Genomic DNA, 19,087 nt, shown 5'->3' with positions numbered 1-19,087 from the left:
CTACCATGCTGGATTCACAAGATGAATCCCTTACGTGATTTGTGCAACAGAGCCTCTCGACACACAAAACGACTGGGATTAAAATGAAGCAAATGAGATGACCCCCGAAGTATTGTCAGGGGATGATCGATCGCACCGGCACGGCAAGGTGGTATTTCCGACGCCCCGGCTTTCCGCGTCGTGCTCTACCTGGCTTGCCTTGGTCGCCGCAATTCATGGCTGAATATGCCGCGGCGATGGAAGGTCAGAGAGATGACATCGGCAAGAGCAAGACCATCCCCGGCAGCATATCCGCGCTTGTGGTCAGCTACTATCGCAGCTCCGAATTTCTGGCACTTGCCGACTCTACGCAACGCACGACCCGCAACATCCTTGAACGCTTCCGGGCTGAGCACGGGCATAAGCGGGTGGCGCATCTGGAAAAGCGTCACGTCCAGTCGATCCTTTCCGAAAAGGCAACGACTCCGACCGCAGCCAACCGGCTGTTGCGGCTGATCCGCGGCTTGATGATCCACGCGATCGATCTTGGCTGGCGTCGTGATGACCCGAGCGTAGGGATCAAGAAATTACGCCACAAAACCGTGGGCTTCCGAACATGGGAAGAGGAACACATCGAGTCATTCCTCAGCCACCATAAGCCGGGCACCCGGGCGCACCTTGCTTTTAGCCTATTACTGTACACTGGGCAGCGCCGTAGCGACGTGGTGCGCATGGGGCGGCAACATATCCGCGGCAATGTGCTGTCGATCACGCAACAGAAAACGGGGCAGACCGTCGACATCCGTCTGCATGGTGAATTGCGTTCCATCATAGACACGCTGCCCCGCGACAACCTGACGTTCATTCTTTCGGATCGTGGGAAACCCCTGACTCCAGAGAGCTTTACAAACTGGTTCAAGCAACAGGTGGCGGCTGTTGTCGATCAGGATGGCAACCGCCTATTGCCTGACGGGCTGTCTGCCCATGGACTGCGCAAGGCGACATGCCGGCGACTCGCGGCAGTTGGATGCAGTGCGCATGAAATCATGGCTATCAGCGGGCACCAAACGCTTGCAGAAGTGACACGCTACACTATCGCGGCGAACCGGATTCACCTTGCGGAACGGGCTGTCACTGCGATGGAAAAGAAAGAAAGAGTGTAAAACCAAACACTAGGTTTTACAAAACTGCCCCGCAAGGGCTTGATAACAATGACGGAAAATAACCAATGGCAGTCCCTAGGGGAATCGAACCCCTCTTTCCAGGTTGAAAACCTGGCGTCCTAACCGATAGACGAAGGGACCACGCTTTGGTGCGCCGCTTTTAGGGAATGTGCGCAGGGCACGCAAGGGGCTTTTTGTGGTTTTTCATGGAAATCGTCAGTGCGCCGGCGCGGCATCTTCGAGCCGCAATTGCACGCTTTGCCGACCCTGCCATGTGTTGATTTCCAACCGTCCGGCAAGGTGAAAACGGGTCCCCTTGTGGTGCATCAAAAGCGGCCCGAGGGGGCCATCCATCGCGCCGAAGGCGATCCCTTCCAGCCTCGCGCCGATCCCGTCGCCAAAGCTGATCTTCAGGTGGCTCTCGCCCACCGCCTTTGCGAAATGGATCTGGCAATCAGGGAAGGCAAAGCGCGGGGCAGGGGCGCCGGCACCGAAGGGGCCCGCGCTGTCAATCAGGCTCAGCAGTTCGACTGTCGCGGCACCCGGCATCAAAAGCCCGCTGATCCGCAGGTCCGCCGGGCCCACGGCATCCGCCCCCTGTCGGGCCAGCAATGCGCCCAGCCGCGCCATCGCGCTCTCCAGCTTGTCGCGGGAGACGGTCAGCCCTGCGGCCATCTTGTGACCGCCGCCCTTGATCAAGAGCCCCTCCATCGCGGTGCGCTGGATCGCGGCGCCAAGGTCGATCCCGCTGACCGACCGGCCCGATCCCTTGCCTTCGTCCCCGTCCAGCCCGATCACGACGGCGGGGCGGTTCGTCGCCTCTTTCAGACGTGCGGCGACGATGCCGACCACGCCGGGATGCCAGCCTTCGCCCGCCGCCCAGACCAGCGGCCCGTCGAGGCCGCGCGCCTTTGCCTGCGCCAGTGCCGCATCGCGCACCGCAGCCTCGATCGCGCGGCGCTCGGTGTTGAGCGTGTCAAGCTTCGCAGCCAGCCCCTGCGCCTCTTCCATGCTGTCGGTCGCCAGCAGCCGCGCCCCAAGATCCGCCTTGCCGATCCGCCCGCCCGCATTGACACGCGGTCCCAGAAGATAGCCCAGGTGATAGCTCGAGGGCGCTTCGTTCAGGCCCGCCACGTCGCAAAGGGCCGTCAGCCCCGGACGCTGCCGCCGCGCCATCACCGCAAGCCCCTGCCGCACGAAGGCGCGGTTCACGCCGATCAGCGGGGCGACATCGGCGACCGTCGCCAGACCCACCAGATCCAGCATCCCGATCAGGTCCGGTGTCGCCGCGCCCGCCTCGCGCAGGATGCGGTTGGCATCGACCAGCATCAAAAAGACCACCGCCGCCGCGCAAAGATGCGCCAGCGCGCCGCTTTCGTCCTGCCGGTTGGGGTTCACGACGGCAAGGGCCTTGGGCAGGGTCTCGGCGCCCAAGTGGTGGTCAAGCACGATCACATCCGCCGCTGTCGCCGCCGCGATCGGCCCATGCGACAGGGTTCCGCAGTCGACGCAGATGATCAGGTCGTGATCTTTGGCCAACATCTCCATCGCCGCCTCGTTCGGGCCATAGCCTTCGTCGATGCGGTCCGGAACATAGAGCGTCGCCGCCAGCCGCATCTCGCGCAGCCACACCAGCAGAAGTGCGGCCGAACTGCCGCCATCCACGTCATAATCGGCGAAAACCGCAATCCTCTGGCGGTTGCGGACGGCGTGGATGAACCGCGCGCTGGCCGCTTCCATATCCTTCAGGCTGCGCGGGTCGGGCAGCAGGTCCTTGAGTCTCGGGGAAAGGAAGCTCTCGACCTCTTGCGCGGTCACCCCGCGCGACGAAAGCACACGGCAAAGCGCGGCTGGCAGGCCGGTCTGCTGTTCGAGCGTCTCCGTCATGCGGTCGTCCGCGACCGACGGCCCGACCCAGCGCCGACCGGTGGCCGAGCGTTCGACATGCAGGAATGCGGGCTGTGCGATTGTTTGCGTCATCGCGGACAAGATAGCCAGATGTCGTGGGCTTGGCCACGCCTGTCACATGATCTTGCAGGCATTCGCCGTGATCAGCTGACCGGATTGCGGTAGATCATCCGCCGCACCGATCCAGTCTTGGAACGCATCAGGATCGTCTCGGCGGTGACGAAACCGACCTCGCGCTTGATCCCGGGCACGAGGCTGCCATCGGTGACACCGGTCGCGGCAAAGATCACATCGCCGGTGACCAGATCGTCGCGGGTATAGACGCGGTCGAAATGGGTGATTCCCGCTTTCTTGGCGCGCGCCTTTTCATCATCGTTGCGGAACAAGAGCCGCCCGAAAATCTGCCCGCCCATGCATTTGAGCGCGGCCGCGGCCAGAACGCCCTCGGGCGCGCCGCCCGATCCCATATACATGTCGATGCCGGTCTTGCCGGGTTCGGCGGTATGCATCACGCCCGCCACATCGCCATCGGTGATCAGCCGGATCGCGGCACCGGTGCTGCGGATCTCGGCGATCATCTCTTCGTGGCGCGGACGTTCGAGAACACAGACGGTGATGTCGTTCGTCGAACAGCCCTTGGCGGCGGCAAGGGCCGAGACCCGTTCGGAAGGTGACATATCCAGTGTCACCACCCCGCGCCGGAAGCCGGGGCCGATGGCCAGTTTGTCCATATAGACGTCCGGTGCATGCAGCATCGACCCGCGCGGTCCCATCGCAATGACGGCCAGCGCGTTGGGCATGTCCTTGGCCGTCAGCGTCGTGCCTTCCAGTGGATCCAGCGCGATATCCACGCCGGGGCCGTTGCCGGTGCCGACCTCTTCGCCGATGTAAAGCATCGGGGCCTCGTCGCGCTCGCCCTCGCCGATGACGACGACGCCTGCGATATCCAGCTTGTTAAGCTGGTTGCGCATCGCATCCACAGCGGCCTGATCGGCGGCCTTTTCATCGCCACGCCCGATCAGAGAGGCACAGGCGATGGCCGCAGCCTCGGACACGCGGGCAAGGCCCAGCGACAGGTTGCGGTCGTTGAAGTCGGTGGGCTGGGGCATGCGGGCTTTCCTTTGCGGCTTGCCCTTCGTAAAGCGGGTCTTCGCACGGGCGGCAAGCCTGTTTGCGCTAAACCGCCTCGATCCGGATGGCGACGGGCTCGCCCGCGACGACACCGGTGGCCGCAAAGCTTGCAATCGCCTCGTCCAGGGCCGTGCGCGTGGTCTTGTGGGTCACGATCAGCACCGGGGCCTCGGTGGCGCTGTGGTCATACTGGCGCATCCGGTCGATCGAGATACCGGCCTCGCCCAAGGCATGGGCAACCTTGGCCAGCGCGCCTGGCTTGTCGATCAGATGCATCCGCAGATAGTAGGGCGCGGGAATGGCCGCGCGGGCGGCGCGCGCCTTGCGCAGCTTGCGCGCGGGCTGGCCAAAGGTCGAGACCCGCAGGCCGCGCGCGATGTCCATCACGTCCCCCATCACCGCACTGGCGGTCGGACCTTCACCGGCACCCGGTCCGCGCAGGACGATCTGCGTCACGGCGTCGCCTTCGATCACGACCATATTTGTTCCGCCCTGCAACTGCCCCAAAGGCGAGGTATCGGGCACAAGGCAGGGCGACATGCGCTGTTCCAGCCCGCGCCCCGTCATCTGGGCGACACCCAGCAGCTTGATCTTGAAGCCCATGTCGGCGGCCTGCCGGATATCCTCGATCGTGACGGACCCGATGCCTTCAAGTTCGACCGCGCCGAAATCGACCTGCGTGCCGAAAGCGATTGCCGACAAAAGCGCCAGCTTGTGGCCTGCGTCGATGCCGCCCACGTCGAGTTCCGGATCGGCTTCGAGATAGCCAAGGGCGTTCGCCTCGTCGAAGACTTGCTGGTAGGTCAGGCCGGCATTCTCCATCCGCGTCAGGATGTAGTTGCAGCTTCCGTTCATCACGCCCATGACGCGGGTGATCTCGTTCGCCGCCAGCCCTTCGGTCAATGCCTTGACGACGGGTATGCCACCGGCGACGGCGGCTTCAAAGCGGATGACAGCGCCCTTGTCCTCGGCCGCTTCGGCAAGCGCCTGCCCGTGGATCGCCAGCAGGGCCTTGTTGGCGCTGACCACGTCCTTGCCGCTGGCAATCGCCGCCTCTGTCGCGTCCTTGGCGGGGCCTTCGTGCCCACCCATCACCTCGATGAAGACGTCGATATCGTCGCGGCGGGCAAGGGTGACGGGATCGTCCTCCCATGCGTAGGCGGACAGATCGACACCGCGATCCTTGTCCCTGGCGCGTGCGGAAACCGCGACGATCTCGATCGGGCGACCGGCGCGGGCGGCCAGCAGTTCAGCATTCTTCTGGACGATGCGCACCACGCCGACACCCACCGTGCCCAAGCCCGCAATGCCCAACCGGAGAGGTGATGTCATGTCCCGTGATCCATCCATGAATGCCGTCCCGAGCGGTCTAGCCAATTGCCGGGACTACTGCAACGCGGCGATGTCGATTTGGCGGATCGCGGCGGCGCGGGCCTGAAGGGCGGCCATGCGCCGGGCCATGACAGCGGCATCGTCATCGGCCATGGCGGGAAGATCGGGCAGGGGGGTCAGCACCGGATCGGGTGCGGCGCGCGCGCCTTCGGTGATCCGGTCCTCCAGCGCGGGGAACGGCGTGCAGGCCGCAAGACAGAGAAGGACAAGGGGCAGGCGCATGGCGGCACCATAGTCCCGCACCGATCCAAGGGAAACGATGATCTGTGCTTTTCAAATGAACAGGCGTTCAGTTATATGCGGTATGGCGCGCAAGCAAGGTTCCCATTCCGACATCACCGGCCCCAAGGTGCAGCAAACAGCCCTGCGCCTGATTGCGCAACACGGGTTCGCCGCCGTCTCGATGCGCCAGATCGCGGCCGAGGTGGGTGTGCAGGCGGGTGCGCTCTATAATTACACCTCGGACAAGCAGACGCTGCTTTTTGATCTGATGCGCGACCATATGGTGGCACTGCTGGCCGCATGGGAAGCCGAGGCGAAACCCGATGACCCTGTGGCGCGGCTTGACCATTTCACGCGCTTTCATATCCGGTTTCACCTGCCGCGCGCCGATCAGGTCTTTGTCGCCTATATGGAGCTGCGCAACCTGACACCCGAGAACTTTGCGAAAGTCGAGGCGCTGCGCCGCCAGTATGAGGACAGGCTGGAAGATATCCTGCGGGACGGCACGGCGGCGGGTGTCTTTGCGATGCAGGACAGCCGCGTGACAACGCGCGCGCTGATCGCGATGCTGACGGGGCTGATCAACTGGTATCGCAGCGATGGCCGGATCGAGACGGCGCGGATCGAGGCGATCTACGGGGATCTGGTGCGCAAGGCGGTTGCCGTCTAAGTAGGGGGCACGCGCACCGCCCGAAGGGGCGTAACCAGCGAAGGAAACAGCATGTTCAATCCCGATCAGGACGGCGTCTATGCGCGCGTTGCGGCATCGAAAGGGCGGGCCGTCTTTTCTTATGGGGTTCTCTTCGGGCTCGGGCTTCTGGTGCTTTACACCACGGTGATCCAGCCACCGGCCTTGGGCTGGATGATCTTCATGCTGGGGTTCGGTGTGCTGATGCTCTGGATGGCGGAAAAGCAGCGGCGGGCATCGAAACTGGAAATCCTGCTGACAGCGGACGAGGTGATCGACAGCGAGGGCCGTGTTCTTGCAAGGGTCGATGACATCCTGCGCGTCTCGCGCGGGGCCCTGGCGTTCAAACCGTCAAACGGATTCACCATCGTCACGCGCACGCCCGGGCCGCGCGTCTATATTCCCGGCATGTGGTGGCGGATCGGTGCGCGGGTGGGCGTCGGCGGCATCACCGGGGCCGGTCAGACCAAGTTCATGGCAGAGCAGATCGCCCTGCGCATCAACAGCGACGGTCGCTAGCAGAGCGACGGAGCAGGCGGCGGGACTTCCCAGCACAGCGACAGCGTAAAGCGGGGCCGGATCACATTGAACGTTCTGAACGTGATCGAGTCCAGCTCTTCCCTTGGTGCGACGCCATCAGCGGAAAAGAATGACGTCAAAAAGCGGATACCGGTATCGAAGGGCGGTTCGTAATCGGTGAATGTCTCGACCAGGATCGCGCGGTCATCGTCCGCCATGCGCGGCAAACGCCCCGCTGTCTGCAGAGCCAGAAGGTCGGCATTCGTCAGATTTGTTCCCACGCCACGGTTTCTTGACCAGACGCGCCGGAAAGTGTCGTCGCTTTGCTGATACCGATACACGGTGATCCGAAAACCGGGGGTGGCGTCGTCAAGCGTCAATGTCTGAAGCAGTGATCTCGCCCCGTTCAGATAATTGCCGTCGATATCTGTCTGTTCCCGACTGAACATGTCGGCAAGTGTCAACGCCGCCCGGTGTGCGTTTGCCTCGTTCCGGAAGAGGTCGAAATAGACGAACGTCGACATGATGATCCAGACAAGGATCGGGGTGACCAGAACGAATTCCACGGCCATGGACCCGCGGTCATCCGCGCGAAATTTTCTCCACGTATTCATCTCGGTGACCTTCACGCGTCAACTTCCGGTGCTGTTGAATGGTTCGATCACGAACGCCGAATGGGCGATAAGCGCGACCGACCCACCGGCGGCGTCATTCGAGTTCGCCTCGACGATCGCCTTGCCAAGCCCGGTCGTGGGCAACAGAGGATCGATACGGACACAGGCGCGCAGAACCATCATGTCGTTGTTTCCGCCATTGGAAAATGCAACGACCGGCTGAACGGTCAAGCTGCGATTGATGCACTCGACACTGCCACTCAGATTGACCCAGGCGCGAGGATCGCGCTGGACCATTTCAAGCTGAATTTGCGACACGCAATTCGGAATGATGCCTGCAACCTCGCAGATGCGCGCTTTCAGTGTCTCCTGTGTCGGGTTTAACATCGACCCGATCCTTACGTCGCGCACCGCGATGTCGAGGCCACGTTCCAGCATGACGTGCTGCAAGGACACCATGCCGCTTTCGTAGGTCATCAGAAAAAACGTGAAGAAGACCGGGAAGATGATCACGAACTCGATCGAGGCCGTCCCCCGCTCACATTTCGCAAATCGTGTCAGAACATGTCGCATCTTGCCAGACCCACTCATCAGTTGCTAAGCCGCAGATCTGTGATCTGCCCAGCGATATCTTCGAAAACAGCGGTCAACCCTGCCCCTGCTGCAGAGAAGTACATCGATGGTTTCGATGCGCAGTTCTGCATCTCTGTCGCGCCGTTTCCGTAGGTCTCGAATGCGACGGTGAACACCTCGACGTCCCTTGAGGGATGTTTTGCAAGGTTACACGCTGCATAGAAGTTCGCGAGGTTGGTGCTGCGTGGCGTCAGCTCGTAAACCGACGCAGTCTGCGTCAGGTTTTTCGGGTCCATGGGAACATCGGGGCGGAACTGCTGGGTAATCTGCCCGTCGGTCATCAAAACGATGATCTTGCGCGTTTCACCGTCATCCCATGCAGAAGGGCGGTTGCGGAATTCGTTGTCCAGTTGCCCTGCATTTGCCAGGAGGTCAAAGGCCGGCTGAAAGGTCGGGTCAAGCGCGGCCAGACCCCACGCCATCGCGTAATGTGTGCCGGTACCATCGTGCATACCAAGCGAACTGATGTAAGCGGTGGCATCGGCAATCGTCCGCAGACCATATCTGATGGATGACACGTCCGTCGGGCACCAACCCCACTGAACGACCCCCGCATCACCCCATCTCATGAAAATCGGAACTTGCGGTTGCCCCTGTCCCGGAGGACCGGATGTTGTCCAATCGGCAGCCGTGAATTCCAGACAGGATGAATTGTTCGGAAAAGGGTTTCCGTTGATATCAAGTTCCGGAAGCCGCACACCGTTCATGTAGTCGAACACAATCGGGCCGGGGTTCGTCATGCCGGCATAAGGCACGATGTTCAAAGACACCTGGCCGTCATACTTCGGGTCAAGCACCTTTGTGGCAAAGGCCACAGCGGCGTTCTTCATATCCTGAAACCGCCCGCCGGGGCCGGATCCGCCATAACGCATGGAACCGGAAATATCCATGACCAGCGAAATCTCGACCTTGCCGACCCCTTCGGTCGCGGTCGAGGTGGCGGGCGCTTCCAGCGTATCGATCCCGATCAGCCGCAGATAGTAGGTGTTGACGTCGATGGCGGACCGCACACTGACTGTCCGCGAGTTACCCGTGTCGTTGACCGTGGGTGTGCCTACGATCTTGTCCTCGAGCCCTTGGCTGCGGAAAAACTCGATCACAACTTCCTCGCTGTCGAGGTCCTGATCCAGCTCGGCTGCGGCGAGGACGGCGCGATCAGAGACACTTTGCAACTGCACGCGTTCGGATTCGAACCGCATGAAATCGACCGCCATACCCGCGACGACCAGCATCACGATGAACAGCAAGAGCGTGAAGACGATGATCCCGCCCTCTTCGTCGCGCGCGAAACGCGCACAGAAAGAACGGAACCTTTTCGGATCTCGCTTGTTGATCTTCATATCAAAGCTCCCAACGGTTTCGGGCCGACCGAAATATTACCTGTAATGATCATAGCCGGAATGACGGCAAATCTACGTCAAAAAAAGATTATTGGAAACTTCGGTCCATCCGTAGGTGACAAACTGCCCAAGTTTCGTGCAAAGTGTCTTGTATTTCGAAACAATGCCACGTTTTTGGTGGTATTGTCGAGAAAAACTAGACGTGTCATGCGTGCTTCGGTGTGTTTGGTAAACTTGGCCATAATCGGTCCCGGGGTCGGACGAATCACTTTTTCAAGCCGTTTCTGCCTGACAATCCCAAGGCAACTGGGGAAACGCAGGTTGACCCCTGCGCTCTGGAAGGGCGCCGATCACCTGCCTTCGGCGTGATGACGGCTGCCTTTGGTGATGGCCTCTCTGCCTATCGCATCGGCGTGCGGCGGGTTTGAAAGCCCTGGACGGCGGCGGTTTGGCGGAAAGGGCCTTGTCCCATCACACGCGGGCAAGACCCTGCCGCAGATTTTTCACCCGACGATCCGGATAGCGACAGCGGATGTCGAAAAGAGGACATGCATTGCGCCTGCGGCATTGCTAGGCTCGGCCTTGCGCAAGCAGGGGAGTCAGCATGGGCTATTCCGGTTTCCGGGTCATCAAGGAAGGGATCTTCGGGCAGAAAGGCTGGAAGCCGGTCTGGCGCGATCCCGCACCCAAGGCCGAATATGACGCGGTGATCATCGGCGGCGGGGGGCATGGCCTTTCGACGGCCTATTACCTCGCCAAAGAGCACGGGATGACCAATATCGCGGTGCTGGAAAAGGGCTATATCGGCGGCGGCAACGTGGGCCGCAATACGACCATCGTGCGGGCCAATTATTTTCTGCCCGGCAACTCCGAGTTCTATTCCCATTCCCTGAAGCTCTGGGAGACGATGGAACAGGATCTCAACTACAACGTCATGCATTCGCAGCGCGGGCTGATCAACCTGTTCCACTCGGACGGGCAGCGCGATGCCTTCGCCCGCCGTGGCAATGCGATGATCAATCAGGGCGACGATGCGGTGCTGCTGGACCGTGAAGGGGTGCGGCAATACCTGCCCTATCTCGATTTCGACAATGTGCGCTTTCCGATCTACGGCGGATTGCTGCACCCGCGCGGTGGCACGGCGCGGCATGATGCGGTGGCATGGGGCTATGCCCGGGGTGCGGACCAGCGCGGGGTCGATATCATCCAGAATTGCGAAGTGACCGGCATCGATATCGAGGGCGGCGTCGTCAGGGGTGTGCAGACCACGCGCGGGGCGATCCGTGCGCGGAAAGTCGGGATCGTGGTTGCGGGGCGCTCGGGTCAGGTGGCGGCGATGGCGGGGATGCGCCTGCCGATCGAAAGCCATGTGCTGCAGGCCTTCGTGACCGAGGGCCTCAAGCCCGTGATCGACCATGTGGTCAGTTTCGGTATGGGACACTTCTACATCAGCCAGTCCGACAAGGGCGGTCTGGTCTTCGGCGGCGACATCGATTTCTACGCCTCCTATGCGGCGCGGGGGAACCTGCCGATGAAAGAGCATGTGATGGATGCGGCCATGACGCTGATGCCGATGATCGGCAAGGCCCGCGTGCTGCGCTCTTGGGGTGGGATCATGGACATGACGCCCGACGGCTCGCCCATTATCGACAAGACCCCGACCGAGGGGCTCTTTATCGATTGCGGCTGGTGCTATGGCGGGTTCAAGGCAGTGCCCGGATCAGGCTTCAGCTTCGCCCATTTGATGGCGACCGGAAACCACCATGAACCGGCGGCCAAGTTCCGGCTGGACCGCTTTCGGACCGGCGTCGGCCTGATGGATGAAGAGGGCACGGGATCGCAGCACAACCTGCACTGATCCCGGGCGGCGGAGGATAAGAATGTTCGGCAAGATCAAGATGAAGAGACAGCGATGCGCATAAACTGCCCCAATTGCGGCGAAAGAGACCGGCGCGAGTTCTATTATCAGGGTGACGCCATCGCGCTGGACCGTCCCTCTGAAGATGCGGGCGATCAGGCATGGGATGACTACCTGCACAACCGCGACAATCCGGCAGGTGTGACGCGCGATCTGTGGTGTCATGAGGCCGGTTGCCGCGCATGGATCGTGGTGACACGCAACACCGTCACGCATGAGGTTTTGGAAACGGCATTGGCCGAACAGGTGCAGGCATGAGGCTGCAAGCCCCTGAAAAGACCGTGACATTCACCTTCGATGGCAAGCCCGTGCAGGGCGTGCCGGGCGAGCCTGTCGCCGCGGCCTTGCTGGCCGCAGGGATCAGACTGGTGGCGCGGTCCTTCAAATATCACCGCCCGCGCGGGATCATGTCGGCGGGGTCCGAGGAACAGAACGCGCTGGTGACCGTCGGGCGCGGCGCCACGCAAGAGCCCAACCTGCGGGCGACCACGCTGGAGGTGTCCGAAGGGCTGGAGGTTTTCAGCCAGAACGCATGGCCCTCGCTGCGTTACGACATGATGGCGGTCAATGACCTGATGTCGCCGTTTCTGGCGGCGGGATTTTACTACAAGACCTTCATGTGGCCGCGTACATTCTGGGAAAAGCTCTATGAACCGGTGATCCGCCGCGCCGCAGGGCTGGGGGCGCTGTCGGGGCAGAGCAATCAGGACGCTTATGAAAAGGCCTTTGGCTTTTGCGATGTGCTGGTGATCGGCGCGGGGCCTGCGGGGCTGATGGCCGCGCTGACGGCAGGGCGCGCGGGTGCGGATGTGATTTTGGCCGATGAGGATACGGCCATGGGCGGCCGTCTCTTGCGCGAGCGTGAAGAGATCGACAGCAAGCCCGCGACCGATTGGTTAGCTGGTGTGCTAAGTGAACTTGACGCGCTGCCGAATGTCCGCCTGATGACCCGCACGACCGTCACGGGCGCCTACGATCAAGGCACCTTTGGCGCGTTGGAGCGGATCGTGGGGCCGCGCGCGGCAGGCAAGCCGCTGGAATGTTTCTGGCGGATCGTGGCCAAACGCGCCGTGCTCTGCGCCGGTGCCTTGGAGCGCCCCATCGCCTTTCCCGACAACGACCGGCCCGGGATCATGTTCGCCTCGGCGGTGCGGGCTTATGTGAACCGCTGGGGCGTTGCCCCGGGCAAATCCGTAGCGGTCTTCGGCAACAACGATGACGCGCACCGCACCGCGCGGGATCTGGCGGCGGCGGGTGTCAGGGTCGCCGCCGTGATCGACAGCCGCGCGGACGCCAAGGTTGAGGGCGATTTCCCGATCTATACCGGCGCAGAGGTGATCGCGACCAAGGGCCGTCATGCCTTGGAAAGCATCACCATCAAAACCGGCAGCGCGACACGGGTCATCGGCTGCGATTGTCTGGCCATCTCGGGGGGGTGGAACCCGACGGTGCATCTGACTTGCCATATGAATGGCCGTCCGACTTGGGACGCAAGGATCGCCGCCTTCGTGCCGGTGCCGGGCAGTGTTCCCGGGCTGGTCACGGCAGGGGCCTGCAATGGGGTTTTCAGCACGGCGGGCTGTCTGAAGGAAGGGGCAGAGGTCGCCGCAGGGGTGCTTGCCGATCTGGGTCACAAGGCGCAGATCACCTTGCCCTCAGCCGAAGATGCAGCTTACGCGATCCAGCCGCTCTGGGCGGTCGAAGGCAAGGGCCGCAAGTGGATCGACTTTCAGAACGATGTCCATGTGAAGGACATCACGCTGGCCGCACAAGAGAACTTCCGCTCGGTCGAGCATATGAAACGCTATACCACGCAAGGCATGGCGCCCGATCAGGGCAAGTCGTCGAATGTGGTGGCGCTGGCCGTTCTGGCCGATGCCACGGGGCGCGGGATACCCGAAACCGGCACCACGACCTTTCGCCCGCCCTATGTGCCCGTGCCGATCGCGGCGATGGGGGCGGGCAGTCAGGGCAAGGGCTTTGCGCCCGAGCGGTTCACCACCTCGCACAAGGCAAGTCTGGATCGGGGCGCACCGATGATCGAGGCGGGGCTGTGGTATCGCCCCAGCTACTTCCCGAAAGACGGCGAAACCCACTGGCGGCAGTCCTGCGACCGCGAGGTGGGCCATGTCCGCGATGCGGTCGGGGTTTGCGATGTCTCCACCTTGGGCAAGATCGACATTCAGGGGCCGGATGCGGCGGCGCTTCTGGATTTCGTCTATACCAACACCTTCTCGACCCTGCCGGTGGGGCGCGTCCGCTACGGGCTGATGCTGCGCGAGGACGGGCATGTCATGGATGACGGCACCTGCGCGCGGCTGGGCAAAGGCCATTTCGTGATGACGACGACCACGGCAGCCGCCGGTCTGGTGATGCGCCATCTGGAGTATGTCTTGCAGGTGATCCGGCCCGATCTCGATGCGCAGGTGATGTCCGTCACGGAACAATGGGCGCAGTTTGCCGTCGCGGGACCGAAGGCGCGCGAGGTGCTGAATACCGTGCTGGATCGTGCGATCAATGACGGGTCATGGCCCTTCATGGCCTGCGGAGAGGTGCGGGTCGGCGGCGTTCCGGGGCGGCTGTTCCGGATCTCGTTCTCGGGTGAACATGCCTATGAGGTCGCCGTTCCCGCCCGCTTCGGCGAAAGCCTGTTCCGCCTGCTGGTGGCGCAGGCCGAGGTCTTCGGTGGCGGGCCCTACGGGATGGAGGCGCTGAACGTCCTGCGGATCGAGAAAGGGTTCATCACCCATGCGGAAATCCACGGACGCACAACCGCCTTCGATATCGGCATGGCGCGCATGGTCAGTGCCAAGAAGGATTGCATCGGCAAGGCGGCCGCAGCGCGCCCGGGGTTGCTGGGCGATGGCCGACAGCAACTCGTCGGACTGCGGGCAAAGGATGCGGACCAGGTGCTTTCGGCGGGGGCGCATCTGTTTGATCAGGGTGCGCGCTACTCACGGATGAATAGCAAGGGCTATACGACCTCGGTTTGCTATTCACCGACGTTGGAGACCCATCTTGCGCTCGGGTTTCTCGAAAACGGCCGCGCCCGCCATGGCGAGGTGATCGTGCTGCGCGATCATCTGCGCGACATAACCGCCGAGGTCGAGGTCTGTGATCCGGTCTTCTTCGATCCGACAGGAGGGCGCGCCCGTGGTTAGTCTGATCCCGTTGACCCCCGCCGAGGGGCTTTTGCCGCTGACCATCGGCAATGTGTCCGTAACGGAAGTGCTGGCGGGGCCGCTGACCTCGGTCGCCCCTTTCAAGGGCCAGCACGGGGCCGTGTCGCAGGCCTTGCAGGATCAGATCGGCGTCGGGCTGCCCGCGCCGAACCGCCGCACCAGCCCGGTGACATGGTTCGGGCACGGTGTCTGGATGGTGCGGGGGAAGGTCTCGGTCGCGGGTGCGGCGGTGACCGACCAATCCGATGCCTGGGTGATTGTTGCGCTGATGGGACGCAAGGCCGAGGATGTGCTGGCGCGACTGGTGCCGGTCGATCTGCGCGCGACCGTGTTCGGAAAGGACCATGTGGCCAAGACCATGCTGGCCCATATGCCGGTGACGATCACGCGGACCGGACCCGAGGCCTTCGAGATCATGGCGATGCGGTCGATGACCGGGACCCTCGTGCATGATCTGGAGGTCGCTATGCGCGCGCTTGCCGCGCGGGGGACGTGATGAGGGCAGAAGCCTCCGGCGGGAGTTTCGAGGGAGAAAGAAGTCCGGCCTCTGGGTTTCCGGCGCCTGCATATATGATATAGAACCGCATGAGCCTGCCGCCTGGATTCTTGGACGAATTGCGCAATCGCCTGTCGCTGGGGCAGGTCGTGGGCCGCAAGGTCATGTGGGACCAGCGCAAGTCCAACCCCGGCAAGGGCGATCTTTGGGCGCCGTGCCCCTTCCATCAGGAAAAGACCGCCAGTTTCCACGTCGATGACCGCAAGGGCTATTACTACTGCTTCGGCTGTCACGCGAAGGGGGATGCGATCTCTTTCGTGCGCGAAACCGAGAATGTGGATTTCATGGAAGCCGTGAAAATCCTTGCCACCGAAGCAGGTATGCCGGTGCCGGAACGCGATCCTCAGGCACAGGAAAAGGCCGACCGCCGCACGCAATTGGTCGAGGTCATGGAACAGGCGGTCAAATGGCACCGGATGCAGCTGCAAACAGCGGCGGCGGGCGAGGCGCGGGATTATCTGGCGCGCCGCGGCCTGAGCCCCGAGGCGCAGGACCGCTGGGAAATCGGCTTTGCCCCCGCAAATGGCGGCGTCTTCGCCCATCTGACGGGCAAGGGTGTCGCAGCGCAGCAGGTCATCGATGCGGGGTTGGCGGCCGAAAGTGATCGCGGCGGCGCCCCCTATGACCGCTTTCGTGGCCGCATCATGTTCCCGATCCGCGATGCGCGCGGACGCGCTATCGCCTTTGGCGGCCGCGCGATGGACCCCAACCATCCGGCGAAATACTACAATTCCCCCGAGACGGCGCTTTTCGACAAGGGGCGGAGCCTCTTCAACCACGGCCCCGCGCGCGAGGCGGCGGGCAAGGGGCAGCCGCTGATCGTGGCCGAAGGCTATATGGACGTGATCGCCCTTGCCGAGGCGGGGTTCGGCGCGACCGTCGCGCCGCTGGGCACGGCCATCACCGAAGACCAGTTGCAGCTTTTGTGGCGCATGGCGGACGAGCCGATCATCGCGCTGGATGGCGATACCGCCGGTCTGCGCGCCGCGATGCGGGTGATCGACATTGCCCTGCCGCTGCTGGAGGCCGGCAAATCCCTGCGCTTTGCGCTGATGCCCGAGGGGCTGGACCCGGACGATCTGATCAAGGCGCAAGGCGCGGGCGCGATGCAGCGGGTGATCGAGGCCGCGATCCCGATGGTGCAGCTGCTTTGGCAGCGCGAGATCGAGGGGAAGGTCTTTGACAGCCCCGAACGCAAGGCGGCGCTGGACAAGGCGCTGCGCGAGAAGATCAAGCTGATCCGTGATCCCTCGATCCGCAATCACTACGGTCAGGCGATCAAGGATCTGCGCTGGGCGCTGTTCTCGAACCGAAAGCCCCCTGCGCGTCGGGTGCAAACCCGGCAGCCATGGTCGGCCGCGCGCGAGCCATGGAGACGCGAGATCAGCCCGGTCGCGGCTTCGCGTGCCTCGCCGCTTGCCGCCGGGCTGGGGGACGAAAACCACATGCGCGAGGCGGTGATCCTTGCGGCGATGATCTCGGCCCCCGGTGTTGCGGTGGCCTTCGAAACCGATCTGGAACGCCTTGAAATCCGCGAACCCGGGCACCGCGCCCTTCAGGATGCGATCCTGCGGCACATCGGCGCCGCGGATCTGTGGCAGTGTGTGGCGACGGATTGTGGACCCGATGCCCTTGAAAAGCTCATGTCCCAGAGCCATGTCCGGATCAGCCCCGCGATCCGGCAGCGCGGCAACGACGACATCGCGCGGTTATGTCTGGCGGAAGAATTCGCGAAACTGACGGCGCGTCGCGGCCACCAGCGCGAGATCGAGGATGCCATCCTCGACCTCGAAGGTGTCGCCGACGAGGGGCTGACATGGCGGCTGGCGCAAGCAAGCGAAGCGGTCAATCGCGCCGGGCGTGGCAATGGTGAGGACAAGGTCGACTATGCCATCGGCGAAAACGGGGCGCGGATGAGGAAAGAGGAACGGTCGGCCTTCGATGACCTTCTGCAAAAGATCGACTTTGCCAAGGGACGAAAGAACCCTAACTGACCATTGATGCAACACATTGGAAAAGCAGGGGCGACCTGCTTGCGAATCACCCGAATGCACGGTTGATTCGACGACAACCGAATCAGCCGTGAGATTTCCGGCGTGACCGCTTTGAAAGGGCACCTTGCATGGCCGCGAAAGATACAGATGATCGCAAGGACGACGACCAGGATGGCGATATCAGCCTTGATATGAGCCAGACCGCGGTCAAGAAGATGATCGCCGACGCACGCGAGCGTGGCTATATCACCTACGATCAGTTGAATGCCGTGCTGCCCCCCGATCAGGTCTCTTCCGACCAGATCGAGGACGTGATGTCGATGCTTTCGGAAATGGGCATTCAGGTCACGGAAGAAGAAGAAAGCGAAGAGACCGAAGAAAATCAGGGCAATACCGCTGTCGCGACGCTGAACGGGTCGCGCGATGTCGCCCTTGGCGGGGCCGAGACGGAAAAGCTGGATCGCACGGACGATCCAGTCCGCATGTATCTGCGCGAAATGGGTTCGGTCGAGCTTTTGTCGCGCGAAGGCGAGATCGCGATCGCCAAGCGGATCGAGGCCGGTCGCAACACGATGATCCTGGGGCTCTGCGAAAGCCCGCTGACCTTTCAGGCGATCACCATCTGGCGCGACGAGCTTTTGAACGAAGACATTCTGTTGCGCGATGTCATCGATCTCGAAACGACGTTCGGCAACCAGTTGGGCGACGATGTCGAGGAAACGGTCGTGGCACCGACCGGCGCGGGGGCTGGCGAACGCGAGGACGACAGCGAGGAACTGGATGCCGATGGCATCCCGATTGCAAAGGACGATGACGAGGACGACGATGATCAGGCCAATATGTCTCTGGCCGCGATGGAGAACGCGCTGAAGCCGCGCGTTCTGGAAACCCTCGAACTGATCGCCCGCGACTTTGCCAGGCTGTCCGACATGCAGGACGCGCGGATGTCCGCGACCCTGAACGAGGATTCGTCCTTTTCGGACAAGGACGAAACGAAATACCAGAAACTGCGGTCCGAGATCGTGGAGCTGGTGAACTCGCTTCACCTGCACAACAACCGCATCGAAGCCTTGATCGACCAGCTTTACGGCATCAACCGCCGGATCATGGCGATCGACAGCGCGATGGTGAAACTGGCCGATCAGGCCCGCATCAACCGCCGCGAATTCATCGACGAATATCGTGGCCGCGAGTTGGACCCCAACTGGCTGGATGACATGGCCGAGAAGTCGGGCCGTGGCTGGCAGATGCTGGTCGAACGCTCGACCCCCAAGATCGAGGAACTGCGCAGCGACATGGCGCAGGTCGGCCAGTATGTCGGCGTCGATATCACGGAATTCCGCCGCATCGTCCAGCAGGTACAGAAGGGCGAGAAAGAGGCGCGTCAGGCCAAGAAGGAAATGGTCGAGGCGAACCTGCGTCTGGTGATCTCGATTGCCAAGAAATACACGAACCGTGGCCTGCAATTCCTTGATCTCATTCAGGAAGGCAATATCGGCCTGATGAAGGCCGTGGACAAGTTCGAATACCGCCGCGGCTACAAGTTCAGCACCTATGCGACATGGTGGATCCGGCAGGCGATCACGCGATCCATCGCCGATCAGGCCCGCACGATCCGTATTCCGGTCCATATGATCGAAACGATCAACAAGCTGGTCCGCACCGGCCGCCAGATGCTGCACGAGATCGGTCGCGAACCGACGCCCGAGGAACTGGCCGAAAAGCTTCAGATGCCGCTGGAAAAGGTCCGCAAGGTGATGAAAATCGCCAAGGAACCGATTTCGCTGGAAACACCGATCGGCGACGAGGAAGACAGCCAGCTTGGCGATTTCATCGAGGACAAGAACG

The 19,087-nt window shown here is 62.3% G+C and carries 16 protein-coding genes and 1 tRNA gene; 9 read left to right on the top strand and 8 right to left on the bottom strand.

Annotated features, from left to right (window positions below):
- Positions 1 to 122 precede the first annotated feature (122 nt).
- Positions 123 to 1,142, top strand: coding sequence for a tyrosine-type recombinase/integrase (locus tag V7N12_RS09770; protein WP_333714326.1), 1,020 nt, complete (start codon positions 123 to 125; stop codon positions 1,140 to 1,142).
- Positions 1,143 to 1,208: 66 nt separating this feature from the next.
- Here V7N12_RS09770 and V7N12_RS09765 read toward each other — a convergent pair.
- From V7N12_RS09765 to V7N12_RS09745, 5 genes are all read right to left on the bottom strand, one after another.
- Positions 1,209 to 1,283: transfer RNA gene (locus V7N12_RS09765), tRNA-Glu, on the bottom strand.
- A gap of 75 nt (positions 1,284 to 1,358) precedes the next feature.
- A complete protein-coding gene (gene recJ, locus V7N12_RS09760; protein ID WP_333714325.1) occupies positions 1,359 to 3,122 on the bottom strand; it encodes a single-stranded-DNA-specific exonuclease RecJ in 1,764 nt (587 codons plus the stop codon).
- Between the two features lie 71 nt (positions 3,123 to 3,193).
- On the bottom strand, positions 3,194 to 4,159 hold the full coding sequence (gene glpX / locus V7N12_RS09755; protein ID WP_333714324.1) for a class II fructose-bisphosphatase: 966 nt from the start codon (positions 4,157 to 4,159) through the stop codon (positions 3,194 to 3,196).
- A gap of 67 nt (positions 4,160 to 4,226) precedes the next feature.
- Complete coding sequence (locus V7N12_RS09750) at positions 4,227 to 5,513, bottom strand: homoserine dehydrogenase (protein WP_333714322.1); 1,287 nt, start codon at positions 5,511 to 5,513, stop codon at positions 4,227 to 4,229.
- A gap of 54 nt (positions 5,514 to 5,567) precedes the next feature.
- Positions 5,568 to 5,795: a hypothetical protein gene (locus V7N12_RS09745; protein ID WP_333714321.1), complete on the bottom strand. Its 228-nt coding sequence runs from the start codon at positions 5,793 to 5,795 to the stop codon at positions 5,568 to 5,570.
- An 82-nt stretch (positions 5,796 to 5,877) separates the two neighbouring features.
- Here V7N12_RS09745 and V7N12_RS09740 point away from each other — a divergent pair, with 82 nt between their 5' ends.
- Positions 5,878 to 6,465, top strand: a complete 588-nt coding sequence (locus V7N12_RS09740; protein WP_333714320.1) for a TetR/AcrR family transcriptional regulator — start codon at positions 5,878 to 5,880, stop codon at positions 6,463 to 6,465.
- 51 nt (positions 6,466 to 6,516) lie between these two features.
- Positions 6,517 to 7,002: a hypothetical protein gene (locus tag V7N12_RS09735; RefSeq protein WP_333714318.1), complete on the top strand. Its 486-nt coding sequence runs from the start codon at positions 6,517 to 6,519 to the stop codon at positions 7,000 to 7,002.
- Here the strand turns inward: V7N12_RS09735 and V7N12_RS09730 are convergent.
- Genes V7N12_RS09730 through V7N12_RS09720 form a run of 3 tightly spaced genes read right to left on the bottom strand, consistent with a single transcriptional unit; the run spans position 6,999 to position 9,589 of the window.
- Complete coding sequence (locus V7N12_RS09730; protein ID WP_333714317.1) at positions 6,999 to 7,616, bottom strand: TadE/TadG family type IV pilus assembly protein; 618 nt, start codon at positions 7,614 to 7,616, stop codon at positions 6,999 to 7,001. The two genes, V7N12_RS09735 and V7N12_RS09730, sit on opposite strands and share 4 nt — an antisense overlap.
- An 18-nt stretch (positions 7,617 to 7,634) precedes the next feature.
- The gene (locus tag V7N12_RS09725; RefSeq protein WP_333714316.1) at positions 7,635 to 8,189 is read right to left on the bottom strand and encodes a TadE/TadG family type IV pilus assembly protein; all 555 of its coding nucleotides are present in this window, start codon (positions 8,187 to 8,189) and stop codon (positions 7,635 to 7,637) included.
- A gap of 17 nt (positions 8,190 to 8,206) precedes the next feature.
- The gene (locus tag V7N12_RS09720) at positions 8,207 to 9,589 is read right to left on the bottom strand and encodes a TadE/TadG family type IV pilus assembly protein (protein ID WP_333714315.1); all 1,383 of its coding nucleotides are present in this window, start codon (positions 9,587 to 9,589) and stop codon (positions 8,207 to 8,209) included.
- A 604-nt stretch (positions 9,590 to 10,193) separates the two neighbouring features.
- Between V7N12_RS09720 and V7N12_RS09715 the strand changes: the two genes are divergently transcribed.
- From V7N12_RS09715 to rpoD, 6 genes are all read left to right on the top strand, one after another.
- Positions 10,194 to 11,447 carry a sarcosine oxidase subunit beta family protein gene (locus V7N12_RS09715; RefSeq protein WP_333714314.1) on the top strand — a complete coding sequence of 418 codons (1,254 nt, stop codon included), beginning with the start codon at positions 10,194 to 10,196 and terminating at the stop codon, positions 11,445 to 11,447.
- A gap of 54 nt (positions 11,448 to 11,501) precedes the next feature.
- Positions 11,502 to 11,765, top strand: coding sequence for a sarcosine oxidase subunit delta (locus V7N12_RS09710; RefSeq protein WP_333714312.1), 264 nt, complete (start codon positions 11,502 to 11,504; stop codon positions 11,763 to 11,765).
- Entirely contained in the window at positions 11,762 to 14,668 is a 2,907-nt protein-coding gene (locus tag V7N12_RS09705) for a sarcosine oxidase subunit alpha family protein (protein ID WP_333714311.1), read from the top strand. The genes V7N12_RS09710 and V7N12_RS09705 overlap by 4 nt, the downstream gene beginning before the upstream one ends.
- Positions 14,661 to 15,185 carry a sarcosine oxidase subunit gamma gene (locus tag V7N12_RS09700; protein WP_333714310.1) on the top strand — a complete coding sequence of 175 codons (525 nt, stop codon included), beginning with the start codon at positions 14,661 to 14,663 and terminating at the stop codon, positions 15,183 to 15,185. The genes V7N12_RS09705 and V7N12_RS09700 overlap by 8 nt, the downstream gene beginning before the upstream one ends.
- A gap of 89 nt (positions 15,186 to 15,274) precedes the next feature.
- On the top strand, positions 15,275 to 17,239 hold the full coding sequence (dnaG, locus tag V7N12_RS09695; RefSeq protein ID WP_333714309.1) for a DNA primase: 1,965 nt from the start codon (positions 15,275 to 15,277) through the stop codon (positions 17,237 to 17,239).
- Between the two features lie 128 nt (positions 17,240 to 17,367).
- The coding region (rpoD, locus tag V7N12_RS09690) for an RNA polymerase sigma factor RpoD (protein ID WP_333714308.1) at positions 17,368 to 19,087 on the top strand (1,720 nt) is incomplete at its 3' end.

Source organism: Yoonia sp., assembly GCF_036770585.1.
Lineage (GTDB): Bacteria > Pseudomonadota > Alphaproteobacteria > Rhodobacterales > Rhodobacteraceae > Yoonia.
Note: the sequence above shows the minus strand (reverse complement) of the source record. Positions and strands in the feature narration are given on the sequence as shown.